Origin of the sequence: Streptomyces sp. NBRC 109706 (assembly GCF_000974485.1) — a bacterium.
Classification (GTDB): Bacteria; Actinomycetota; Actinomycetes; order Streptomycetales; family Streptomycetaceae; genus Streptomyces.
This window is the reverse complement of record NZ_BBOM01000005.1, coordinates 560,295-584,137: the sequence shown is the minus strand read 5'-3', so window position 1 is coordinate 584,137 and position 23,843 is coordinate 560,295. Positions and strand designations below refer to the sequence as shown.

Annotated in this window: 15 protein-coding genes; all 15 read left to right on the top strand. The window is 72.8% G+C overall.

What is annotated here, in order from left to right; genetic code table 11:
• Positions 1-46 precede the first annotated feature (46 nt).
• The 15 genes from AOM46_RS07525 to AOM46_RS35805 all read left to right on the top strand — a co-directional run bounded on the left by AOM46_RS07525 (position 47) and on the right by AOM46_RS35805 (position 23,822).
• Positions 47-616, top strand: a complete 570-nt coding sequence (locus AOM46_RS07525; RefSeq protein ID WP_078856587.1) for an RNA polymerase sigma factor — start codon at positions 47-49, stop codon at positions 614-616.
• Positions 617-1,115: 499 nt separating this feature from the next.
• Positions 1,116-2,483 (top strand): DUF6716 putative glycosyltransferase, encoded by a 1,368-nt coding sequence (locus AOM46_RS07520; protein WP_062207255.1) that lies wholly within the window; start codon positions 1,116-1,118, stop codon positions 2,481-2,483.
• Positions 2,484-2,560: 77 nt separating this feature from the next.
• On the top strand, positions 2,561-3,829 hold the full coding sequence (locus tag AOM46_RS07515; RefSeq protein ID WP_062207252.1) for an acylneuraminate cytidylyltransferase: 1,269 nt from the start codon (positions 2,561-2,563) through the stop codon (positions 3,827-3,829).
• Positions 3,826-4,758, top strand: a complete 933-nt coding sequence (locus AOM46_RS07510) for an N-acetylneuraminate synthase family protein (RefSeq protein ID WP_062207249.1) — start codon at positions 3,826-3,828, stop codon at positions 4,756-4,758. Before AOM46_RS07515 ends, AOM46_RS07510 begins: the two co-directional genes overlap by 4 nt.
• 1,404 nt (positions 4,759-6,162) lie before the next feature.
• Complete coding sequence (locus tag AOM46_RS07505; RefSeq protein ID WP_062207247.1) at positions 6,163-7,212, top strand: hypothetical protein; 1,050 nt, start codon at positions 6,163-6,165, stop codon at positions 7,210-7,212.
• Between the two features lie 187 nt (positions 7,213-7,399).
• On the top strand, positions 7,400-8,599 hold the full coding sequence (locus AOM46_RS07500; protein ID WP_062207245.1) for an amidohydrolase: 1,200 nt from the start codon (positions 7,400-7,402) through the stop codon (positions 8,597-8,599).
• Between the two features lie 277 nt (positions 8,600-8,876).
• Complete coding sequence (locus AOM46_RS07495; protein ID WP_062207243.1) at positions 8,877-9,920, top strand: BMP family protein; 1,044 nt, start codon at positions 8,877-8,879, stop codon at positions 9,918-9,920.
• Positions 9,921-10,110: 190 nt separating this feature from the next.
• Positions 10,111-11,745 (top strand): ABC transporter ATP-binding protein, encoded by a 1,635-nt coding sequence (locus AOM46_RS07490; RefSeq protein WP_062208658.1) that lies wholly within the window; start codon positions 10,111-10,113, stop codon positions 11,743-11,745.
• A complete protein-coding gene (locus tag AOM46_RS07485; RefSeq protein WP_062207241.1) occupies positions 11,742-12,884 on the top strand; it encodes an ABC transporter permease in 1,143 nt (380 codons plus the stop codon). The genes AOM46_RS07490 and AOM46_RS07485 overlap by 4 nt, the downstream gene beginning before the upstream one ends.
• Before the next feature lie 17 nt (positions 12,885-12,901).
• Positions 12,902-14,173, top strand: coding sequence for an ABC transporter permease (locus AOM46_RS07480; protein WP_062208656.1), 1,272 nt, complete (start codon positions 12,902-12,904; stop codon positions 14,171-14,173).
• Positions 14,173-14,571 carry a cytidine deaminase gene (locus AOM46_RS07475; RefSeq protein WP_062207239.1) on the top strand — a complete coding sequence of 133 codons (399 nt, stop codon included), beginning with the start codon at positions 14,173-14,175 and terminating at the stop codon, positions 14,569-14,571. Before AOM46_RS07480 ends, AOM46_RS07475 begins: the two co-directional genes overlap by 1 nt.
• Positions 14,572-14,700: 129 nt before the next feature.
• Entirely contained in the window at positions 14,701-15,987 is a 1,287-nt protein-coding gene (locus AOM46_RS07470) for a thymidine phosphorylase (RefSeq protein WP_062207237.1), read from the top strand.
• A 329-nt stretch (positions 15,988-16,316) separates the two neighbouring features.
• On the top strand, positions 16,317-17,642 hold the full coding sequence (gene mgtE, locus AOM46_RS07465) for a magnesium transporter (RefSeq protein ID WP_062207235.1): 1,326 nt from the start codon (positions 16,317-16,319) through the stop codon (positions 17,640-17,642).
• 35 nt (positions 17,643-17,677) lie between these two features.
• Positions 17,678-18,844: an amidohydrolase family protein gene (locus AOM46_RS07460; RefSeq protein WP_234313718.1), complete on the top strand. Its 1,167-nt coding sequence runs from the start codon at positions 17,678-17,680 to the stop codon at positions 18,842-18,844.
• A 262-nt stretch (positions 18,845-19,106) separates the two neighbouring features.
• Complete coding sequence (locus tag AOM46_RS35805) at positions 19,107-23,822, top strand: DUF6531 domain-containing protein (RefSeq protein ID WP_158920285.1); 4,716 nt, start codon at positions 19,107-19,109, stop codon at positions 23,820-23,822.
• Positions 23,823-23,843: the final 21 nt, after the last annotated feature.

Here is a 23,843-nt window from a genome sequence, read left to right as displayed (position 1 = left end):
ACCGCTGGAATGCGTGTGCGGCGATCAGGCCGCAAAGGGGGCGGGAGTGCAGGGGGCAGACAAGGAGCTGACCGAGGCGGTACGCGCCGCTCAGGGCGGCGACGAGACGGCGTTCCACGCCGTCTTCCACGCCGTCCATCCACGGTTACTCGGCTACGTCAGGACCATCGTGGCGGAGCCGGACGCGGAGGACGTCACCGCCGAGGCATGGCTCCATATATCGCGTGACCTCGGACGATTCGTCGGCGACGCGGATCGCTTCCGGGGCTGGGCCTCGCGGATCGCGCGCAACAGGGCGTTGGACCACCTGCGCGCGCGCGGCCGACGGCCCAAGGAGTGCGGCACCGACGAGACGGTGCTCGCCGATCTCCCCTCCTCCGCCGACACGGCGGAGGAGGCCATCGCGGCCCTGGGGACGAGCAGGACCATGGAGCTGGTCGCCGAGCTTCCCCAGGAGCAGGCCGGCGCGGTGATGCTGCGCACCCTCTTCGGGCTCGACGCCAAGCGGGCGGCGCTGCTGCTCGGCTCCCGCCCGGGAGCCGTGCGCACCGCCAACCACCGGGGGTTACGGCGGCTCGCCGAGCTGGTGGAAGAGCCCACCACGTCGGGCGTGTAACGCAAACGGGGCCTACGGCGCAGTAAGAAGCAGGCCGACTGGTCATCGGCCGCAGGGGCGAAACCCGAGGTCCCCCCCGTACCTCAGGGAGCCCCAGGCGTGGGTGGGGCGGATTTCCCCCAGCCCCACCCACGCCGTCCCAAGGGGCCGCCCCGCGGCCCCTTTTCTCGTTTTTTCTCGTTTCTTCTTCTCTCCCCCCTTATTCGCGTCCTCTCCGCATCCTTCTCTCCGCCCCTTCCTGCGCGCGCGGTTTTCCCCTCCGCCTTTTCGCGCGGGTATTTCCGGCGGCATTCCATTCCCTTTCCCGTGCCCCTAGGGAGCGCTGAAACACCCAGGTGAACGGCGTGGGGCGGCCCAGGGCACACCCTGTGAACAATCGCCTTCCGCAAGGTGAACTCCGGGTGTTCCCGGCGCAGTTAGAGTTTCTGTGTCGTGCTGTTAACTGGTTGTTGTGACTGAGTTGGCCCGGCACTCGAAACGGCTGCCTAATGTTCAGAACGTGCCCGATTCATCCCCCACCCCACTCCGCGTGGCCGTGCTGGCGGACTCCGACACCCGGTGGAAGTGGGGCGCCCTCACGGCGCTTCGCATAGCCCCCGAGTCGACCGTCCACGGCTATCTGCTCTGGGGCCGCGCCACGCCCACCGCGCGGCAGTTGGCGGAGATCGGGGCCGAGGCCGACGAGCTGACCGAGATCAACGCGGTCGACTTCCTGGCCGAGCAGGGCCGCCGCGCCCGGGCCGGCGCCGACGAGCCACCGTTCGACGTGCTGGTGCTGGCCTGTGTCGGCGGCACCACCCAGGCCATGCTGCACGGCCTCGCCCGCGTCTGGCGCGGCCTCGAACGGCGCCCCGTGGTGGTCACCGGCTATGTCGGGGTGGTCTACGAGAAGCTGTCCGACGGACTGCTGCTGCGCCACGGCGCCGATCTGGTGCTCGCCAACAGCCGCTACGACGCCGGCCGGTTCCGGGCCGTCTACGACGGGGTGCGCGCCGGCAGCGCGTCCGTCACCGAATGCGCCCTCCCGTTCCTCGGCGGCACGCCCTACGATCCGGGCCCCGCGCGCCGGGGCGAACGGCCGACGCGGGTGGTCTTCGCCGTGCAGCCGTCCGTCCCCCACGGCCGCGCCGAACGCGCCTACCTGCTGGAACGCGCCATGGCGCACGCCCGGCGCAACCCGGAGCGCGAGGTGGTGCTCAAGCTGCGCAGCAAGCCGAGCGAGCACACCACCCATATCGAGGAGCTGCCCTACCAACGGCTCGCCGAACGCGCCAAGGACGCATGGCCGAAGAACTTCCGCCTGGCCTACGGCAACATGGGCGAGATCCTGGACGGGACCGACCTGCTGGTGACGGTCAGCTCCACGGCGGCCCTCGAAGCGCTGGAACGCTCCATCCCCACCGCCGTCCTCACCGACCTCGGCGTACGCGAACCGCTGGGCAACCACTACTTCATCGGCTCCGGCTGCCTGGCCTCCTGGGACGAACTCGACGACGGACTGCTGCCGACGCCCGACGCCCACTGGCTGGCCGAACAGGGCATCACCCGGGGCACGGAGAGCGTCGAGCACGGCTTCGCCGTCGCCCGCGGCCGGCTGGCCGGGCTGCTCGACCAGCGCCGGCTCACCGGACTGCCCGCGCTGTCCCCTTACTACACACCGCGCACCGCGCCCGGCTACCTGCCGACGCTGCTGGCCCGGCACGGACTCGACACCAAGGGCGAGCCGCTGGCCGCCCAGCCGTCCACCGGCACGGACGCCGGCATGCGCGCCGCCTCGCGGCGGCTGCTGCGCCGCACCGCGCGCGGCGCCTACCGCGCCGGCGCCCAGCGCGTCGCCCCGCTGATCCGCCGCTGGGGGCAGCTGTGACCGCGCCCGCCCCGCCCTTCGACCCAACCCGATCCAGCGACCGACCCAGCGTCCGACCCACAACGAAGGCGTGAGCCATGAGCACAGTGCTGGCCGTGATCCCCGCGCGCGGGGGCTCCAAGGGGGTGCCGGGCAAGAACCTCGCGCCCGTCGGGGACGCCCCGCTGATCACCCGCGCCGTCCGGGAGTGCCGGGCCGCCCGGCTGCTGACCTCGGTGGTGGTCTCCACCGACGACCCCGGCATCGCCGCAGCCGCGCACGCCGCGGGCGCCGAGGTGGTGGAGCGCCCGCAGGAGATCTCCAGCGACACCGCCACCAGCGAGGCCGCCGTGCTGCACGCCATGGGCGTCTACGAGGAACGCCACCGGGTGACGGTCGACGTGGTGCTGCTGGTCCAGTGCACCAGCCCGTTCATCAGCCGTGAGGAGATCGACGGCGTCACCGCCGCCGTGCTGGACGGCGCCGACACCGCGCTCACCGTCGCCCCGTTCCACGGCTACGTCTGGCGGGACGCCACCGCCACCGGCGGCCAGGGCGTCAACCACGACAAGGCGTACCGGCCGCGCCGGCAGGACCGGCCGCAGGACCTGCTGGAGACCGGCGCCGCCTACGCCATGCGGTCGGCCGGCTTCCGCGCCGAGCGGCACCGTTTCTTCGGCCGCACCGAACTGGTCCGCGCCGACCCCGCCCGGGTGTTGGAGATCGACGACCCGCACGATCTGGCCCGCGCCCGCGCCCTCGCCCCACTGCTGGACGGCGGCCGGAACGCGATAGCCGCCGGCGCCGCCACCGGATCGGGCGACCTCGACCGCTTCCAACGCTTCTCGGACATCTCCGGTTTCCCCGGACTGTTCGGCTATCTGCCCACCCGCGCCGATATCGACGCGGTGGTGCTCGACTTCGACGGCACCCAGACCGACGACCGGGTGCTCGTCGACTCCGAAGGACGGGAGTTCGTCGCCGTGCACCGCGGCGACGGACTCGGCGTCGCCGCGCTGCGCCGCGCCGGCCTCGCCGTGCTGATCCTGTCCACGGAGGAGAACCCGGTGGTCGCCGCCCGGGCGCGCAAGCTGCGCGTCCCGGTACTCCACGGCATCGACCGCAAGGACCTCGCCCTCAAACAGTGGTGCGAGGAAGCAGGGATCGCGCCGGAGCGCGTGCTCTACGCGGGCAACGACGTCAACGACCTGCCCTGCTTCCACCTGGTCGGCTGGCCGGTGGCCGTCGCCAGCGCCCATGACGTCGTGCGCTCAGCCGCCCGCGCGGTCACCTCCGCGCCAGGGGGCGCAGGCGCGATCCGCGAGATCGCCTCGTGGCTCCTCGGAAAGGAACTCAACGCATCATGACCGCAGGAAACCGGCTCCGCCAGATCGGCGACCGCATCGTGGGGCCTGGCCGCCCGGTCTACATCACCGGCGAGATCGGCATCAACCACAACGGCGACCTGGAGAACGCCTTCGCCCTGATCGACGCCGCCGCCGAGGCCGGCTGCGACGCCGTCAAGTTCCAGAAGCGCACCCCCGAGATCTGCACCCCGCGCGACCAGTGGGAGATCGAACGGGACACCCCCTGGGGCCGGATGACCTATATCGACTACCGGCACCGGGTGGAGTTCGACGAGGACGCCTACCGCGCGATCAACGACTACTGCGTCAAGCGCGGCCTGCACTGGTTCGCCTCGCCGTGGGACAACGAGGCCGTCGCGTTCCTGGAGAACTTCGACGTGCCCGCCTACAAGGTGGCCTCCGCCTCGCTCACCGACGACGAACTGCTCAGGACGCTGCGCGGCACCGGCCGGACCGTGATCCTCTCCACCGGCATGTCCACGCCGAAGCAGATCCGGCACGCGGTGGAGGTGCTGGGCAGCGAGAACATCCTGCTCTGCCACGCCACCAGCACCTACCCGGCCAAGGCCGAGGAACTGAACCTGCGGGTCATCCACACCCTCCAGGCCGAGTACCCCAACGTCCCGATCGGCTACTCGGGACACGAGACCGGCCTCCAGACGACGCTCGCCGCCGTCGCGCTCGGCGCGGTCTTCGTGGAGCGGCACATCACCCTGGACCGCGCCATGTGGGGCTCCGACCAGGCCGCCTCCGTCGAACCCCAGGGCCTGACCCGGCTGGTCCGGGACATCAGGACCATCGAGGAGTCCCTGGGCGACGGCGTCAAGCGGGTCTATGACAGCGAGCGCGCACCGATGAAGAAGCTGCGCCGCGTCAAGGGCGTCATCGCCGAACACGAGGAGAACACCCCCCAACCCGCCACGGTGTGACCTGCGGTCGGCCTTGCCACCCCTCCCGCCCGCTGGCGCGGGCGGGCTGGCCCCCGGCCACCGGCTGGACTCTGCCCGCTGGCGCGGGCACCCCGGCGGCCTTCGGCCGGAGGGGTACCGGGGCTTCGCCCCGGACCCCGGGGGCGTCGGTGTGGCCCAGTCAGCGGCCGGGTTCCGTCCGCTTGCGCGGGCGGGTCGGCGGTCTTCGGCCGGGAGTGGTGCCGGGGCTCTGCCTCGGACTCCGGGGGCGGGGGTGGCCCGGCGACCGGCTGGGTTCCGTCCGCTGGTGTGGGCGGGCCGGTGGTCTTCGGCCGGGGAGGGGTGCCGGGGCTTCGCCCCGGGTCCTTGGGGCGGCGCGGGGTGTGGCCGGCCGCCGGCTGGATACCGCCCGCTGGCGCGGGCGGGTTGGCGGCCTTCGGCCGGGGGGTGTCGGGGCTTCGCCCCGGACCCCCGGGGGGGCGTGGGCGTGGCCGGTCACCGGCCGGGTTCCGTCCGCTGGTGCGGGTGGGTCGGTGGTCTCCGGCCGGATGTACCGGGGCGTGGGCGTGGCTGGCCAGCGGCCGGGTTCTGCCCACTGGTGCGGGTTGTCCGGCGGTCTCCGGCCGGCGGGGTATCGGGGCTCTGCCTCGGACTCCGGGGGCGGGTGTGGCCGGTCACCGGCCGGGTTCCGTCCGCTTGCGCGGGTGGGGCGGTGGTCTTCGGCCGGAGGTGTCGGGGCTTCGCCCCGGGTCCTTGGGGCGGCGCGGGGTGTGGCCGGCCGCCGGCTGGATACCGCCCGCTGGCGCGGGCGGGTTGGCGGCCTTCGGCCGGAGGGGTGTCGGGGCTTCGCCCCGGACCCCCGGGGGGGGCGTGGGCGTGGCCGGTCACCGGCCGGGTTCCGTCCGCTCGCGCGGGCGGGGCGGCGGTCTCCGGCCGGATGTACCGGGTGTGGACGTGGCCGGCGACCGGCGGGGTTCCGTCCGCTGGTGCGGGTGGGGCGGCGGCCCTTGGCCGGAGGGGTACCGGGGCTCTGCCCCGGGGGCGGCGCGGGGTGTGGCCGGCCGCCGGCTGGATACCGCCCGCTGGCGCGGCCGGGCCGGCGGCCTTCGGCCGGAGATGCCGAGGGTCCGCCCCGGACCCCGGGGTGGAGCGGGGTGGGCGGTTCGGCTGCCCCAGCCGGGTCGGGGAGCCCGGGGCCCTGCCCCGGGTTGCGAGGTGCCGCCGGCCTCCGGCGGGAAGTACCCGGGGCTCGGCCCCGGGCGGCGGCACGGCCACCGGCCGGGCCGGCGGCCTTCGGCCGGAGGGGGTGCTGGCCCGCTGCCCCAGCCGGGCCGGGCCGGCAGGGCGCGGGGGCACGGCCTCGGCCGGCGTTGGCGTCTGGCCGCCGGCAGGGCACGGTGAGGGAGCACGGGACGGAGAGGGACCATGAGTGAGTCCGAGGTCGGCACGTTGGCCTTTGCCGAGAGCCCGGTGCAGTTGCTGAACATATTGGAGTGGGCGCGCGGCGCCCGCGCGGAGCGCTGCACGCTGGTGGTGCTGCCGCCCCGGGATCCCACCACCCGTGGGCAGTTGCGGCGGATGGCGGGGCTTGCCACCGAATCGGGCCATGAGGTCCGGTGGCAGGAGGCGCGTGGCGGGGCCGCCGCGCCCACCAGGGCGCTGGCCGCGTTGGCCGGGCCGCTGCGGCGGGCCCGGCGGCTGGTGATCGGCGACCCGTTCTCCCGTTACCTCCAGCTGCTGCTCTCGCTCACCAGGCCACGCGATGTGGTGGTGGTGGACGACGGGACGGCGACCATGGAGTTCGTCTCCCAACTGGCCGACGGCGAGCGGCTGGTGCGTTGGCACCGGCCGGCGGCCAGGGGCGCCGCCGGGCTGCTCTTCGCGCCGGTCGCGCGCCGGGCGGTGCACCGGCTGCGTCCCGGCGCCGGCCGCACCGTCGAGGTGTTCACGGCGATGCCGGTGCGCCAACTGGACGGGATCACCGTCACCGAGAACACGTTCCCCTGGACCAGGGAGCACTTCGGGCATCCGAGGGTGACCGCGGGCGCCGATCTGGTCGGCACCTCGCTGGTGGAGACGGGGGTGCTGCGCGAGGACCGCTATCTGGCCGCCGTCACCGATCTGGCCAGGGAACACGGGGTGGCCCGCTACTGGGCGCACCGCAAGGAGAGCGCGGAGAAGCTGCGCCGGCTCGGCGAGCTGGCGAACGTCGAGGTGGTCAGGCCGGACCTGCCGCTTGAGCTGGTCGCCAGGCGGGGGCCGATCGGCGGCCGGGTGCTGAGCTTCCCCTCCACCGTGGTGCACACCCTGCCCAGGGTGCTGGCCGACACCGAGGTCAAGGTGCTGGTCTGCGCGCTGGCCGAGGGGTGGTTCACCGACCGGGTCTCCGCCCGGGCCAGCGGCTTCCTCTCCAATGTGACCAGCTCGGCGCGCGGCGTCCACGGCCTGGTCTCGCTGCCGGCGCCACAGCCGTGAGGGCCCGTCGGCGCAGCGCACACCCCGTCAACAAGCCGGGCAACAACAGCCATTCGTAAACAAGCGTGGATAAGAGAGCACTCATACCCAGTCGTCGATGGGCGTAATCGGCCGGCATCACTTCTGTTGTGTGAACTTTGCATGATCGACCGCCCACCAGGCCCTGATCGGGGCTAACCTCGGTCACGTGAGTGATCTGCTGTCCCCTCAGTCCACCCCCACGACGCTCGATGACGCGCTGCGTGCGGAGCTGATCGCGTTCCGCCGCGATCTGCACCGGCATCCCGAGCTGGGGAACCAGGAAGTGCGCACCACCGCCGTCATCAAGGACCGCCTGGAGCGGGCCGGTCTGGCGCCGCGCGTACTCGACAGCGGCACGGGCCTGGTCTGTGACATCCGCCCCGAGGGGGCGGAGGGAGAGCTGCTCGCACTGCGCGCCGATATCGACGCGCTGCCCATTCCGGACACCAAGACCGTCTCCTACCGCTCCACCGTGCCGGGGCGGGCGCATGCCTGTGGCCACGATGTGCACAGCACGGTCGTGCTGGGCGCGGGTCTCGTGCTGGCCCGGCTGGCGGCCGACGGGCGGCTGGCCCGCCCGGTGCGGCTGCTCTTCCAGCCGGCCGAGGAGGTGCTGCCCGGCGGTGCGACGGACGCCATCGAGTCCCGGGTGCTCCAGGGCGTCGGCCGCATTCTGGCGCTGCACTGCGATCCCAAGGTGGAGGCCGGCCGGATCGGTCTGCGCACCGGCGCCATCACCTCGGCCTGCGACCGGATCGAGATCAAGCTCTCCGGGCCCGGCGGCCATACCGCCCGCCCGCAGCTGACCACCGATCTGGTCACGGCGGCGGCCAAGGTGGTCACCGAGGTGCCCGCGCTGCTGGCCCGCCGGGTCGACACCCGCGCCGGCCTCGCCGTCACCTGGGGCCGGCTGCAGACGGGCCACGCGCCCAATGTCATCCCGCAGGGCGCCGAGCTGTCCGGCACGATGCGCTGCCTGGATCTGGACACCTGGCGGCGGGCGCCGGACCTGGTGCACGCGGCGGTGGACGAGGTGGCCACGATGTGGCGAGCCAAGTCCGAGATCCAGTACATCAGGGGCGTCCCGCCGGTGGTCAACGACGCGGTCTCCGCCGCGCTGCTGGGCGACGCGATGACGGCCAGGTTCGGCGCCGACAGCATCGAGCCGACCGAACAGAGCCTGGGCGGCGAGGACTTCTCCTGGTATCTGGAGCAGGTGCCGGGCGCCATGGCCCGGCTCGGCGTCCGCCCCAGGGGCGAGGCGGGAGCCACCCCGCGCGATATCCATCAGGGCGACTTCGATGTCGACGAGCACGCGATCTCGGTCGGCGTCGATCTGCTGACGGCCGCCGCGCTGCTGAGCTGAGGAAGAGCGGAGGAAGACCCGAGGAAGATCTGAGGAAGGGCCAAGGCGGACGGGATCGGTGCGGAGCGGGAGGGCGGCCAGGAAGCGGCGATGACGTGCCATGTTGCGTGCCGGTTCGGAAAGTCGCCCCTGGCGGGACGCTCATGTTGCGTCCACGTTGCCTTAACACCGATCTGATAACAGGCGGAACTCGTGGCTTCCACGTCTGTCTACGCGCGTTACGATCGGCCCCAACAGCGCCGTAAGAGGCGCTTCACACCCGAAGGGATCGGTCCTCTTGCGCCGCGTATCAAGGTTCGCAGCAACGGTCGCCATCGCCGCGACGCTGGCCCTGACCGCCAGCGCCTGTGGTGAGAGTTCGACGGACTCCAACGACAGCAACGACGGTGAGGCCAAGGGCCCCGGCATCGCGTTCGACGTCGGTGGTCGTGACGACCACTCGTTCAACGAAGCCGCCGCCGCGGGCGCCGACCGGGCCACCGAGGCCCTCGGCCTCGACGAAGCCGAGTTCCAGACGGCGCGCAGCGGCGAGACCAACGCCGACCGCGTCCAGCGGCTCTCCTCGCTGGCCAGCGAGGGCTACAACCCGGTGATCGGCGTCGGCTATCTCTACGACGCCGCCATCACCGAGGTCGCCGCCGACTTCCCGGACACCACCTTCGGCGTGGTGGACGCCGCCCCCGAGGGCGACAACATCTACGGCATGGTCTTCGCCGAGCACGAGGTCTCCTACCTCGCGGGCGTGGCTGCCGCGCTCAAGACCGAGAGCGGCAGCGTCGGCTTCATCGGCGGCGTGGACAACCCGCTCATCCAGAAGTTCGAGGCGGGCTTCGTCCAGGGCGTCACCGAGACCAACCCCGATGTCGAGGTCGAGGTCGACTACCTCTACGCCGACGACGACCGTGGTTTCGCCGACCCGGCCCGGGCCAGCCAGAAGGCCGACGCCATGCTCGGCCGTGGCATCGACGTGATCTACACCGCCGCCGGCGCCTCCGGCACCGGTTCGATCGAGCAGGTCGCCGGCGTCGAGGGCGCCTGGGCGATCGGTGTCGACTCCGACGCCTACCTCCAGCCCGGCCTCGCCGAGTACCAGGACTCGATCCTGACCTCCGGCGTCAAGCGGGTCGACGTCGCCGTCGAGGACCTGATCACCGCCGTCCACAACGGTGAGAACCCGTCCGGCGTGCATGTGTACTCGCTGGCCGAGGACGGCGTGGCGCTGGCCACCTCCGGCGGGTTCATCGACGACATCCAGGAAGAGCTGGACGCCGCGACCCAGAGGATCATCGACGGCGAGATCACCGTCAGCGACACCCCGTAACGACAGCCGGACCCGCGCCCGCGCCGTCCCCCCACGCCGGGGCGGACGGCGCGGGCGCCGGCGAGTGCTCCGGCGGGGTTCGCGCCCCCCGGACGCTCCGTCGCCGGCGCCCGGCGCGGTACCGTCTGCCCCACCCGTCCCGCCCCACCGCCCCCGGGCGGCGCTCCTTCGCTCCCGAGGAGAGTGCGTCATCCCAGCCTCCAGCAGTCCGCCCCAACCTCCGCAGGACGCCGAGGAGTTCGGCGCTCCGGCGGTGGCCCTGCGCGGCATCACCAAACGTTTCCCCGGCGTGGTCGCCAACCACGACATCGACATCACCGTGCGACGTGGCACCGTGCACGCGCTGGTGGGCGAGAACGGGGCGGGCAAGTCCACCCTGATGAAGATCCTCTACGGGATGCAGCGTCCCGACGAGGGCACCATCGCGATCGACGGGGAGCAGGTCAGCTTCCGCGGCCCGGCCGAGGCCATCGCGCGCGGCATCGGCATGGTGCACCAGCACTTCATGCTGGCCGACAACCTGACCGTGCTGGAGAACGTCGTGCTGGGCGCCGAGAAGGCGTACGGCATCGGCGCGCGTGCCCGCCGGCGGATCGCCGAACTGTCCGAGACCTACGGGTTGAACGTCCGGCCGGAGCTGCTGGTCGAGGACATCGGCGTGGCCGACCGGCAGCGCGTCGAGATCCTGAAGGTCCTCTACCGGGGCGCCCGCACCCTGATCCTGGACGAGCCGACGGCCGTGCTGGTCCCGCAGGAGGTGGACGCCCTCTTCGGCAACCTCCGCGATCTGACGGCCGAGGGCCTGACCGTGCTGTTCATCTCGCACAAGCTCGGCGAGGTGCTTTCGGTGGCCGACGAGATCACCGTGATCAGGCGCGGCACCACGGTCGGCACCGTGCTGCCGGGCGAGACGGACCCCAAGCGGCTGGCCGAGCTGATGGTCGGCAGCGAACTGCCGACTCCCGCCACCCGCGAGTCCACCGTCACCGACGAGCCGATGCTCACCGTCTCGGGGCTGCACCTCTCCGGTGTCGACTCGGACGGGCTGAAGCGCGAGGTGCTCGCCGATATCGACTTCACCATCCACCGGGGCGAGGTGCTGGGCATCGCCGGCGTGGAGGGCAACGGCCAGGCCGAACTGGTCGAGGCCGTGATGGGCATCCGCCGGCCGGACGGCGGCACCATCACGCTGGACGGCGAGGAGATCTCGCAGGCCCCGACGCGCCGCCGCCGCGAGGCCGGCATCGGCTACGTCCCCGAGGACCGGCACCGCCACGGGCTGCTGCTGGACGCCCCGCTCTGGGAGAACCGGATGCTGGGCCATGTCACCGAGCCGCCCAACTCCAGGGGCCCCTGGCTGACCGGCAAGGACGCCAAGGCCGACACCCGGAGGATCGTCACCGAGTACGACGTCCGCACCCCGGGGATCGACGTCACCGCCGGATCGCTCTCCGGCGGCAACCAGCAGAAGCTGATCGTCGGCCGCGAGATGAGCCACCGGCCGAAGGTGCTGATCGCCGCGCACCCCACCCGGGGCGTGGACGTGGGCGCCCAGGCGCAGATCTGGGACGAGATCCGCCGGGCCCGCCGCGAGGGTCTCGCGGTGCTGCTGATCTCGGCCGACCTCGACGAGCTGATCGGCCTCTCCGACAGCCTGCGGGTGATGTACCGGGGCCGGTTGGTCGCGGACGCCGACCCCGCCACCATCACCCCGGAGGAACTGGGCACCGCCATGACCGGCACCACCAGCGGCCATCTGACGGCCGAACACGGCGAAGCGGAGCCCGAGCACGGCTCCGACGGCCCCGAGGGAGGTGCCGCATGACCGGGGGCAAGCCAGGAACGGTCCTGCGCCGACTGGTCGTGCGGGACCGGGAGAAGCTGGTACTCGGCTTCGCCGCCCCGCTGTTGGCGCTGGCCACCGCGGTCGCGATCACCTCGCTGGTGATGGCGGCCACCGGTGACAACCCGTTCACCGCGTTCTCCGCGATGTTCGACTACGGCACCAAGAGCGACAGCCAGGTCTGGATCCTCAACAAGGCGATCCCCTACTACCTGTCCGCCGTCGCCGTGGCCATCGGCTTCCGGATGAACCTCTTCAACATCGGGGTCGACGGCCAGTACCGGGTGGCGGCCTTCTTCGCCGCCGTGGTCGGCGGGGCGCTGAGCCTGCCGGGCTTCATCCAGATCCCGGTGATCCTGCTGGTGGCGATGGTCTGCGGTGGCATCTGGGCCGGCATCGCCGGCTATCTGAAGGCCACCAGGGGCGTCAGCGAGGTGATTACCACCATCATGCTGAACTTCATCGCCGGTTCGCTGATCGCCTACTTCCTGCAGGCCGGCCGCCTCGCCGAGCGCGAGGGCAATATCGTGCACACCCCGGACATCCCGGAGTCCAGCCACTTCTTCGAGATCCCCACCAGCGTCCAGGCGATCCAGGGCACGGTGGTGATCGCGGTGGTGATCGGCATCGCCTACTGGTTCCTGCTCAGCCGCACCCGCTTCGGGTTCGACCTGCGGGCCGTGGGCCGCTCCGAGTCGGCCGCCGAGGCCAGCGGCGTCAGCGTCTCGCGCACCGTGATCACCGCGATGCTGCTGTCGGGCGCGGTCGCCGGTCTGGTCGGGATGCCGACGCTGCTCAACGACTCGGGGAACTACGGCAACGACTTCCCCGAGGGCCTGGGCTTCACCGGCATCGCCATCGCGCTGCTCGGCCGCAACCACGCGGTCGGCATGGCGTTCGCCGCGCTGCTCTGGGCGTTCCTCGAACGCACCGGTACCCACCTGGAGTTCCGGGGCTTCGACCAAGAGCTGGTCGGCGTGATGCAGGGCATCATCGTGCTCTCCGTCGTCATCGCCTATGAGCTGGTGCGCCGCTGGGGCGTCCGACGGCAGCAACGCCTGGTCGGGGAGAAGCTCGCGCAGGCCAGGAAGAGCGACAAGGCGCCGGAGGTGTCCGCGTGACCAGCAACCTCAACACCATGCTGGACCGGGTCCGCCCCCGCGGCCCGGTGGAGGGCGGCGGCCGCCCACGGCTGACGTACCCGAAGGTGCTGCTGCTGCTCGCCGGCGCCCTGTTCCTGCTGTCGCTGGTCCGGGTCCTCACCGATGAGAACAGCCTCACCGCCACCTCGCAGTGGACGGCGGCCATGACCTTCGCCGTCCCCATCGGCCTGGCCGGGCTCGGCGGCCTGTGGGCGGAACGCTCCGGCGTGATCAACATCGGCCTTGAGGGCATGATGATGCTCGGCCTCTTCGCCGCCGGCTGGATCGGCTGGCAGCACGGCCCCTGGGCCGCCGTGGTGGCCGGCGTCATCGGCGGCGTGCTGGGCGGCCTGGTGCACGCCCTGGCGACGGTCACCTTCGGCGTCGACCACATCGTCTCCGGTGTGGCCATCAACATCCTGGCTCTCGGCGTGGTCCAGTTCCTCGCCAAGCAGTGGTTCGGCGGCGAGGGCAGCGAGGCGGCGGCGGCCGGCGGCAACGACAAGCAGTCGCCGCAGATGGAACGGATAGAGCCGTTCAGCGTGCCGGGGATCTCCGACTGGCTGGCCGATCTCTCCGACAAGCACTGGTTCCTGGTCTCGGACGCGGCCGGCGTGCTGCGTGCCGTGGTGCACAACGTCTCCTGGCTGACGGTGCTCGCCGTGCTGCTCTTCGTCGGCACCTATCTGCTGCTCTGGCGCACGTCCTTCGGGCTGCGGCTGCGCTCCTGCGGCGAGAACCCGCAGGCCACCGAATCGCTCGGGGTCAACGTCTACCTCTACAAGTACGTGGCGCTGGCCGTCTCCGGCGGGCTCGCCGGGCTCGGCGGCGCCTATCTGGCCGTGCTCATCCGGATGTACCAGGACGGGCAGACCGGCGGACGCGGCTATCTGGGCCTGGCCACCATGATCTTCGGCAACTGGCGCCCCGGTGGCGTCGCCGCCGGCGCCGGCCTCTTCGGCTTCATGGACGCGCTCCAGACCCGGGGCGGCGGCGCGGTGGTGCACGCGACGCTGCTGCTCTTCGCGCTGATCCTGCTGGGCGTCGCCGGCTGGCAGTACTACCGGGGCCGTTGGGTGGTCGGCGTCGCGCTGGTCGGCGTCGCCGCGCTGCTGTGGCTCTGGTACTCGGTCACCGAGACGATGCCGCTCGAACTGGTCACCGCCAGCCCGTATCTGACCACGCTGCTGGTGCTGACGCTCTTCGCGCAACGGCTGCGCACGCCACGGGCGATCGGCAAGCCCTACCGACGAGGGGAGGGCGGCTGATGCCCGGGCCCACCGAGCCCACCGTCGACTGGCCGGCGCTGCGCACCGCCGCGCGCGCCGCCAGAGCGCGGGCGTACGCCCCCTACTCCCGCTACCCGGTGGGCGCGGCGGCGCTGGTGGACGACGGGCGGCTGGTCACCGGCTGCAATGTGGAGAACGCCAGCTATGGCCTGGGCCTGTGCGCCGAGTGCGGCCTGGTCTCCGCGCTGCACGCCTCGGGCGGCGGCCGGCTCACCCACTTCAGCTGCGCCAACGGTGCGGACGAGGTGATCACCCCGTGCGGCCGGTGCCGCCAGCTCCTGATGGAGCACGGCGGCCCCGACCTCCTGGTGGACACCGCCGACGGCCCCCGCCCGCTGGCCGAACTCCTCCCCCTCGCCTGGGAACTCGACCGCTGACCCGCTGACCGCTGGGCGGGCTGGACGGGATGCCGTCCGTCTCGTCCGGCTGGCGCATACGCTGACCGGCACCGATCGACCCTTCCTGCCCCTTTCCTGTCCCTTCTCACGTTCGGACGCGACGCTGCCATGGACGCCATCTCCATCATCCGTACCAAGCGCGACGGCGGAGCGCTCAGTGATGCACAGATCGACTGGGTGGTCGCCGCCTACACGGTGGGGGAGGTGGCCGACGAGCAGATGTCGGCGCTGGCCATGGCCATCCTGCTGAACGGCATGGAGCGGCGGGAGATCGCCCGCTGGACGGCCGCGATGATCAATTCGGGCGAGCGGATGAACTTCGGCGCGCTCGCCCTGCCCACCGCCGACAAGCATTCGACGGGCGGCGTCGGCGACAAGATCACGTTGCCGCTGGCGCCGCTGGTCGCGGCCTGTGGCGCGGCCGTGCCCCAGCTGTCCGGGCGCGGTCTCGGCCACACCGGCGGCACCCTGGACAAGCTGGAGGCCATTCCCGGCTGGCGGGCGCAGCTCTCCAACGCCGAGATCCAGAGCGTGTTGACCGACGCCGGGGCGGTGATCTGCGCGGCCGGCGATGGCCTGGCCCCGGCCGACCGGAAGCTGTACGCGCTGCGCGATGTGACCGGCACGGTGGAGTCGCTGCCGCTGATCGCCTCCTCGATCATGTCCAAGAAGATCGCCGAGGGCACCGGATCGCTGGTGCTGGATGTGAAGGTCGGCTCGGGGGCCTTTATGAAGACCCTGCCGGACGCCCGCGCGTTGGCCGAGACCATGGTGGGGCTCGGCACCGACCACGGGGTGCGTACGGTGGCGCTGCTCACCGACATGTCCACGCCGCTGGGGCGCACCGCGGGCAACGCGCTTGAGGTGCGGGAGTCCGTCGAGGTGCTGGCCGGTGGCGGTCCGGCCGATGTGGTGGCGCTGACCCTGGCGTTGGCCAGGGAGATGCTGGACGCGGCAGGGCTGCCGGACGCCGATCCGGAGCGCGCGCTGGCCGACGGTTCGGCGATGGACCGCTGGCGGCGGATGATCAGCGCCCAGGGCGGCGATCCGGACGCGCCGCTGCCGGTGGCCCGCGAGCGTCATGTGGTGCCGGCGCCGGCCAGCGGGGTGCTGGCCAGGTTGGACGCCTATGCGGTGGGCCTCGCGGCCTGGCGGTTGGGGGCGGGGCGGGCCCGCAAGGAGGAGAGCGTGCAGGCGGGCGCGGGCGTCGAGTTGCACGCCAAGCCGGGCGATCCGGTGGTGGCCGGGGCGCCGCTGCTGACCCTGCACACCGATACCCCGGAGCGGTTCGAGGGCGCGCTGGAGGCGTTGGCCGGGGCGGCCGTCGAGGTGGTGCCGGCGGAGCGGGCGCACGAGGTCGTGGTGCCGGAGACGGTGCTGGGCCGCGTCGCCTGACGGGCGCGGTCGGCCGGCGCCGAGCGGAACCTTTCGTCACGGGTGCGCGCCGGCGCGCACCCGTTCACCACTGTTTCCGGAACCGACAGCCGCCCGCTGTCCATAATGTCGGATTTCTTGCCATGATCGTCATCTATGGCTAGTACGCTGTGCTGTGGCGATAACGGAACGAGACGGCGGGAGGTGGTGCTGCGATGCGCAGTGAACCTCCCAGTCATCCACGGCGCCACGCTCTTCCGCCCAGGTAGCCGGTTCGCCTGGGGCGTCGGGCGTGTGCGCGCACACCGGATGTCCGTGGCCGCTCACCGTTCCCTGGGGGTTCCCCCGTCATGACGCACCTTCCCATGCTGCTGGACGAGCAGGATCTGGCCGGCGCCCTCGAATGGTTGGAGACCCAACCGCCCTATGCCATCGCGGACGAGATCGCCCGGATGGACGAGGTGCAGTCCGTGGTCACCTTCCGGCTGCTCGACAAGGACCGGGCGCTTGAGGTCTTCGAGGAGCTGGATCCGGTGGACCAGCAGCAGATCCTCGAAGGGCTGCGGGACCAGGCGTTCCGCGAACTGGTCGAACACATGGACCCGGACGACCGGGCCCGGATGCTCAAGGAGGCGCCGGCCAAGGTCGCCCGCCGGGTGCTGGCCGGGCTGAGCGCCCACGAGCGGCAGATGACGGCCGCGCTGCTCGGCTATCCGGAGGGCTCCGTCGGCCGCTTTATGACGCCCGAAACGGTCGCCCTGCAACAGGAGTTGACGGCCGGTCAGGCGCTTGAGGTGGTGCGGCGGCGGGGCGCCCATGCCGAGACCATCTACACCCTGCCGGTGGTGGACCGGGGTCGCCGGCTGACCGGCATCGTCGAGCTGCGGGAGCTGGTGCTCAGCGAGCCGGGCGCGATGGTGCACGATCTGGTGGTGACGGCCCCGCCGATGGCCAGGGCCACCGAGCCGGCCGAGGCCGCCGCCCGGCTGATGCGCGAGACCAATGTGCTCGACCTGCCCGTCGTGGACAGCGAGGACCGGCTGGTCGGGCTGCTCACCAGCGATGACGCCTTCGAGGTGATCGAGGCGGCGGACACCGAGGACGTCGCCAGGCAGTCCGGCTCCGAGCCGCTGGAGCGGCACTACATGTCGGCCAGCGTCTTCCGGCTCTCCCGCATCCGGATGATGTGGCTGATGCTGCTGCTGGTCGCGGCCACGCTCACCGTCTCCGTCACCCAGATGTATGAGGGCGAGCTGGAGGAGGTCACCCAACTCGCGCTCTTCGTCCCGCTGTTGATCGGCACCGGCGGCAACGCCGGCGCCCAGGCGGCCACTGCGGCCGTGCGTGCCCTCGCGGTCGGCGAGGTGCGCACCTCGGATCTGTTCCGGGTGATCTGGCGGGAGTGCCGCACCGGACTGCTGCTGGGCGCGATGCTCGCCGTGGTCGGCTTTCTGGTCGGCTCGCTCTTCGTGGGCCCGGACGTGGCGGCGGTGGTCGCCGTCACCCTGGTGGTGATCTGCGCCTGGGCGTCCACGGTCGGCGGCATGATGCCGCTGCTGGCGAAGAAGCTGCGCATCGACCCAGCAGTGGTCTCGGCGCCCATGGTGACCACCCTCGTGGACGCCACCGGGCTGGTGATCTACTTCAGCACGGCCAAGCTGGTGTTGGGCATCTGAGGCCCCCGAGGAACGGAGTACGGCCGTTGACCAGGGTGTTGTTGGGTGGGGGAGCGGTCTTCGACGCGGCCTCCGGATCGGTCAGCCGGGCGGATGTGGTGCTGGTCGACGGGCGGATAGCGGAGGTGGGGCCGGGGCTCGACGGCGACACCTTCGTCGACTGCGCGGGCGGCCTGCTGGTGCCCGGCTTTGTCGACTGCCATGTGCATGTGGCGCTGGGCGGCCCGCAGACGCCGCGCGGACTGCCGCGCTCCACCCGCCCGTTGTCCGTGGTGCCGGCGCTGCGCACCCTGCTCGACCTGGGCATCACCACCGTCCGCGACGCCTGGGGCGCCGACGCCGGGCTGCCCGTGGCGCTGGCCGAGGGGTGGTTCCCCGGGCCCGAGGTGCTGCTGTCGCTGCGCCAGGTCTGCACGACGGGCGGGATCGGGGACCACTGGTCGCCCCGCTACGGCCCGATGGACTTCTTCGCCGACCCCTCGATGCCCGATCCGGTCTTCGACGGGCCCGACGCGGCGCGGGCGGTGGTCCGGCGGATGGTGCGGGCCGGCGCGGACTGGATCAAGGTGACCGCCTCCGGCTCCGTCGCCCAGGGCTGGGGCGTGCACGATGTCCAGCTCACCGAGGCGGAGATGCGGGCCCTGGTGGACGAGGCGGACCGGCAGGGCGGGCGCGGCGTGATGGTGCACGCGCATGGCGCGCGCGCTGCCGAACTGGCCGCGCGCGCCGGGGCGCGCAGCATCGAGCACGGCACCTTCCTCGACGACGCGGCGGTGACCGCGCTGGCCGAGGCGGGCAGCTGGCTGGTGCCGACGCTCTCCACCTCGCAGGCGGATCCCGGCGATCCCGGCGAGACGGCCGAACCGCACCGGGCGGCCGTGCGGCGCGCCTTCGAGGCCGGCGTGCCCATCGCGATGGGCACCGACGCCCCGGTGCGGCCCTACGCCGAGGCGCTGCGCGAGATCCACTACCTCGCCGAGGCGGCGCTGGGCCCCGCGGGCGCGCTCCGCGCCGCCACCCTGGAGGCGGCCAGGCTGCTCCGCCTGGCCGACGACCGGGGCGAGATCGCCCCGGGCAAGCGCGCCGATCTGGTGCTGCTCACCGGCGAAGGGCTGGCGACGGAACGCCTGACCGAGCGCGTGCACACCGTCTGGCAGTCGGGACGCGTGGTCCGCGCCGGCGCCGGCCGGCCGACGGGCTGAGCCGACGGGCTGAGCCGCCGGCCCGGCGCCGGGCCGGCTCGCCGGAGCGGGGGCGCCTCGGGGCATCGGCGGGGGTGTGCGGCCTGGGCGCCCACGCCGGCGCGCGCCCCCACCGTCCCCCGTTGACCTGGCCTTCCGTCACCGCCCCGCGCGCGGGGCGAACCCCGCGCGCTCCGCCGGCTGTGCCCGCGCGGTTGAGCCCCGACCACCGCACTTCTATCGTCGTCATGCGTAGTCGACTGATCACGCATGGGGGTTACGGATGGCGCGGCCTTCGGACTGGAGTCCGGTGGAGATGGACTCCGACCCCACGCCGGGGGATCCGGACGAGGTCAGGGAGTTGGCCGACGGGCTCCAGGAGTTCGCGGACGATGTCGGCGAGGCGCTGGGCAGGATCCGGGGCCTGGCCTCGGAGCGCGCGGTGCTCGACTGGGCCGGGCTCTCCGCCGACACCTTCCGCGCCGAGTTCGAGAGCGTCCCGGGGAACCTCACCAAGCTGGAGGAGTCCTACGCGCTCTGTGGCCAGGCGCTCCAGGACTACTGGCCGCGGCTCCAGGCGGCGCAGGGCATGGCCGACCGGGCATTGGACCGGGCGATCAGCGCGCAGGCCGATCTGGCCGGCGCCCGGGCCGCGTTGGGCGACGCGGAGGACTGGGTGGGTCGGGCGGGCGAGGAGGCCGAACGGCTCCGGCGGGAGGGCGAGCGGGACGGCGTCGAGCCGCCGGACGAGGCGGACGTCCGCGCCGCGACGCGTGACCACCAGGCCGCCGAGGCGGCGGCCGGGGCCGCCCAGGCGCGGGTCGCCGACGCCGAGGGGCGTCTTTCGGCGGCTCGCCAACTGGCCGAGGAGGCCGGGGAGATGCGCGCCGAGGCCGCCCGGATCTGCGTGTGCGGCATCGACGAGGCGTCCGACGCCGGCATCCGGAACCGCAGTTGGTGGGAGAAGCTGATCGAGTGGATCGGCGATGCCTGGTCCACGCTGGTCAGCATCTGCAAGGTGATCGTCGCCGTGCTGGGCGTGGTGGTGATGATCATCGGCGGCCCGCTGGCCTGGGTGGTGGTGGCCGCCGCCGTGGTCGTCCTCGCCGACACCCTGATCAAGTACGCCAGAGGCGAGGGGAGTCTGCTCGATGTCGCCTTCGCCGCGCTGGACTGCGTCCCCGGGCTCAAGGGCCTGACCAGCGTCGGCGCGCTCGCCGCCGGGGCGCGCGGCGCGGCCCGGGCGGGCGCCGCCAGGACGGGGGTGCGCGGCATCGCGCAGGGCGCGCGCGGGCAGGGCGCGCAGGTGCGGGGGAGCGGGGTCGAGTTCGGCAGTCGCAGCCTCTCCAGCGATCCGGTCGATCTGGCCACCGGCGCCGTGGTGATGCCGGCCACCGATGTCGAACTCCCCGGCGTACTCCCGCTGTTGATCGAGCGCTACCACGTGTCCTGCTACCGCGCCGGCCGCTGGTTCGGCCGGTCCTGGGCGTCCACGCTGGATCAGCGGCTGACGCTGGACGAGCATGGCGTGCGTTTCTTCTCGGCCGACGGCATGACGTTGGAGTATCCGGTCCCGCTGGCCGATCCGGAGGCCGTGGTGCTGCCGGTCGAGGGCCCCCGCTGGGGCCTGGCGTGGAACGGCGAGGCCGGCGCCCCGTTGACGTTGAGCCAGCCGGAGCGCGGGCGCACGTTGCACTTCGCCCCGCTTGCCGGCCGCCCCGACGGGCTGTTGCCGCTCGCCGCCGTCACCGACCGCAACGGCAACCGCGTGGACGTCCGGCATGACGCGTCGGGCGCGCCCGCCGAGCTGGTCCACTCCGGCGGCTACCGCGTCGGCGTCACCACGGCCCATGGCCGGATCACCGCGTTGACGCTGCTCAGCGATCCGGAGCGGCCGCTGCTGCGCGCCTACGGCTACGACCTGGCGGGGAACCTGGCGGAGGTGCGCGACTCCGCCGGGCGGCCGCAGCGCTTCGACTACGACGCGCGGGGCCGGCTGACCCGCTGGGAGGACCGCAACGGCACCTGGTACCGCTACGACTACGACGCCGAGGGCCGCTGTGTCTTCGCCACCGGCACCGACCGCGCGTTGGAGTGGAGCTACCACTACCAGCCCGAGCCGTCGCGCACCACGATCGTCGACTCGCTCGGGCACAGCACGGTGTACACCTTCAACGACTGCCTCCAACTCGTCGCCGAGACGGACGCGTTGGGCAACACCACGGTCCGCGACTGGAACCGCTACGACCGGCTGCTCGCGGTCACCGACCCGCTCGGCCACACCACCCGACACGGCTATGACGAGGCCGGCCGGCTGGTCGGGACCGTGCCGCCCGACGGCGCCGGCCCGCGCGTCGAGCTGAACGAACTCGGCCTGCCGGAGACCGTGGTGGCGGCCGACGGGTCCCGCTGGCAGCAGGCCCATGACGCGAACGGCAACCGCGTTGCGCTGCTCGATCCGCTCGGCAACCGCACCCGGTTCGGCTACGACGGGCGCGGCGCGCTGGTCTCCGTCACCGACCCGACCGGGCAGACGACGCGTATCGAGACGGACCGCGCCGGGCTGCCGATCGCCGTGACCGGCCCGCCGGGCGAGGTCACCCGGTTCCACCGGGACGCGTTCGGCCGGCCGGTCAGGATCGTCGATCCGCTCGGCGGCGAGACCAGGTTCGAGTGGACCGTCGAGGGCAGGCCGCTCGGCCGCACCGACCCGTCGGGGCAGCGGGAGACCTGGGAGTGGGACGCCGAGGGGAACCTGCTCTGCCACCGCTCCGCCGCCGGCCACGGGTTCCGTTACAGCTATGGCCCGTTCGACCTGCCGACGTCGCGGACCGGCCCGGACGGCGTCCGTTACACGTTCACCCGGGACACCGAGCTGAACCTCACCGAGGTCACCGACCCCGAGGGCCGCTCGTGGCGGTACGCCTACGACGCGGCGGGCCGGCTGCTCGCCGAGACGGACTACGACGGCCGCACCACCCGCTATACCCGTGACGCGGCGGGCCGTGTCGCCAGCCGCACCAACGCCGCGGGACAGACGGTCCGTTACCGCCGGGACGCGCGCGGCGAGCTGATCGGCTGGACGGACGACGCCGGCCGCGCCACCGGCTACACCCTCGACGCGCTGGGCCGGGTGACCCGTGCCACCTCCCCCGGCGTCGAACTGGCCCGCGCCTTCGATCCGTTGGGCAATCTCGTCAGCGAGACGGTCAACGGCCGCACCCTCACCCTCGGCTATGACGCGGCGGGCCGCTTCCGCTCCCGCACCACCCCCGGTGGCCATCTCAGCAGCTGGTCCTACGACGCGCTCGGCCAGCCCAGCCGGTTGGTCACCGGCGGGCGCACCGTCGCCTTCACCCATGACGCCCTGGGCCGGGAGACCGGGCGCCGCTTCGACGGTTCGTTGACGCTCACGCACAGCTGGGACCCGAGCGACCGGCTCACCGGCCAGACCGTCACGGGCGGCCCAGCGCAGGCCCAACGGACCGTGCACCGGCGGAGTTACGGCTATTCGCCCGACGGCTGCCTCACCTCCCGCACCGATCCGGCCGGCACCACCCACTACACCCTCGACCCCCTCGGCCGGGTCACCGCCGTCCAGGCCCCCGACGGGGCGGAGCGCTACGCCTATGACGCCGGCGGCAACCAGACCGCCGCGCACTGGGGCGCGCCCGGTCAGGACGCGGACGCCGCCGGCGAACGCGTCTACAGCGGCACCCGCCTCACCCGCGCCGGCGCGTTCCGCTACGAGCACGACGCGGCGGGCCGGGTCGTCCTCCGCCAGCGCAAGCACCTCTCGCGCGGCCCCGACACCTGGCGCTACACCTGGGACGCGGAGGACCGGCTGACGTCCGTCACCTCGGCGGACGGCACGGTCTGGCGGTACTGGTACGACCCGTTCGGCCGGCGGACGGCCAAGGAACGGCTGGCCGCCGACGGCGTCACGGTGGCCGAGCGGATCGAGTTCACCTGGTGCCTGCACTCCCTGGTGGAGCAGTCCGCCCAGGCCGGGGCCGACGATCGGGTGCCCGCCGCCCCCACGACGCTGACCTGGGACTACCGGGGCCGCCACCCCATCGCCCAGACCGAACGCGCCGGCGCCCGGGCCGGGGCGGACGAGCGGTTCCATGCGATCGTCACCGATCTGGTCGGCACCCCGACGCATCTGGTCGGCGCCGCCGGCGAGATCGCCTGGGAGGGCAGGGCCGCCCTCTGGGGGGCGACGACGGAGGCGCCGGAGAGCGTCACCAGCACGCCGCTTCGCTTCCCCGGGCAGTACGCGGACGAGGAGTCCGGCTGGCACTACAACCTCCACCGGCACTACGACCCGGCGACCGCCCGCTACGCCACCCAGGATCCGCTCGGCCTGGCCCCGGCGCCCAACCCGTACGGCTATCCGCACAACCCGCACATCTGGGCCGACCCGCTGGGCCTCGCCCCCTACTCCCTCACGGTGGACCGGCAGAGCGAGCTGAGCCAGCCGGGCCACTACAACTACCTGCTGCGGGACAGGGACCACAACATCTACTACTCGGGCATGTACGGCGGCACTTCGACCGCCGTGTCGACGCAGGTGCGGCACGCGGCGAACTACGACCGGTTCGTCCCGGCCAACGGCGACTACATGGAGGTCCTGCCGGGCAGCCGCACCTATGGCGAGGCCCGGCTGCTGGAGCAGGAGAACACCGTCAGATACGGCACCTATATCGGGTCCATCGGCCCCAGCTACCGGGGCAACCGGCAGTGGCCGCTGGCGGCGGACAAGCGCCCCGAGTACGACGCCTACCAGCAGGGACTGCAACAGCAGAACGCCGGCGCGGGCCAGCAGCCGGGCCAGCAGCCGGGCCAACAGCAGGTCCCGCAGCAGCCGCAGCCACAGCAGCCACAGCAACCCCAGCAGCCGCAGCAGCCGCCGGGCCCGAGGCGGCCACAGACCAGGAGCCAGACCCAGTCCCAGGCGCAGTCTCAGGCCCAGAGCACCCAGGGCTCGTCGACCTGACGGCGGCGATGTGCCGGCGAC